Source organism: Pseudoalteromonas luteoviolacea DSM 6061 (assembly GCF_001625655.1).
Lineage (GTDB): Bacteria > Pseudomonadota > Gammaproteobacteria > Enterobacterales > Alteromonadaceae > Pseudoalteromonas > Pseudoalteromonas luteoviolacea.
The window spans coordinates 1-258 of sequence record NZ_AUYB01000019.1 but is presented as its reverse complement, the minus strand read 5'-3'; the positions used below and the strand labels follow the sequence as shown (position 1 = coordinate 258).

At 45.7% G+C, this 258-nt stretch carries 1 protein-coding gene; it reads left to right on the top strand.

Annotated features, from left to right (window positions below; genetic code table 11):
- The coding region (locus N475_RS01215) for a transposase (protein WP_487246438.1) at nucleotides 1-258 on the top strand (258 nt) is incomplete at both ends.

Genomic DNA, 258 nt, shown 5'->3' with positions numbered 1-258 from the left:
GAACTTTTAGAGAAGTACCGAACACGACTAGCTGATATAAGCTGGTTTATGCGCACGCTTAACGAAGATATCGCACGCAAGGCGAATAAAGAAGATGGCTGCACAGGGCGATTCTGGGAAGGGCGTTTTAAATCACAGGCGTTGTTAGATGAAGCTGCGCTGGCAGCGTGTTTAGCGTATGTGGATTTGAATCCCGTAAGAGCCAAAATGGCAAAGACGCCAGAAGAGTCAGACCATACTAGTATTAAAAAACGGATT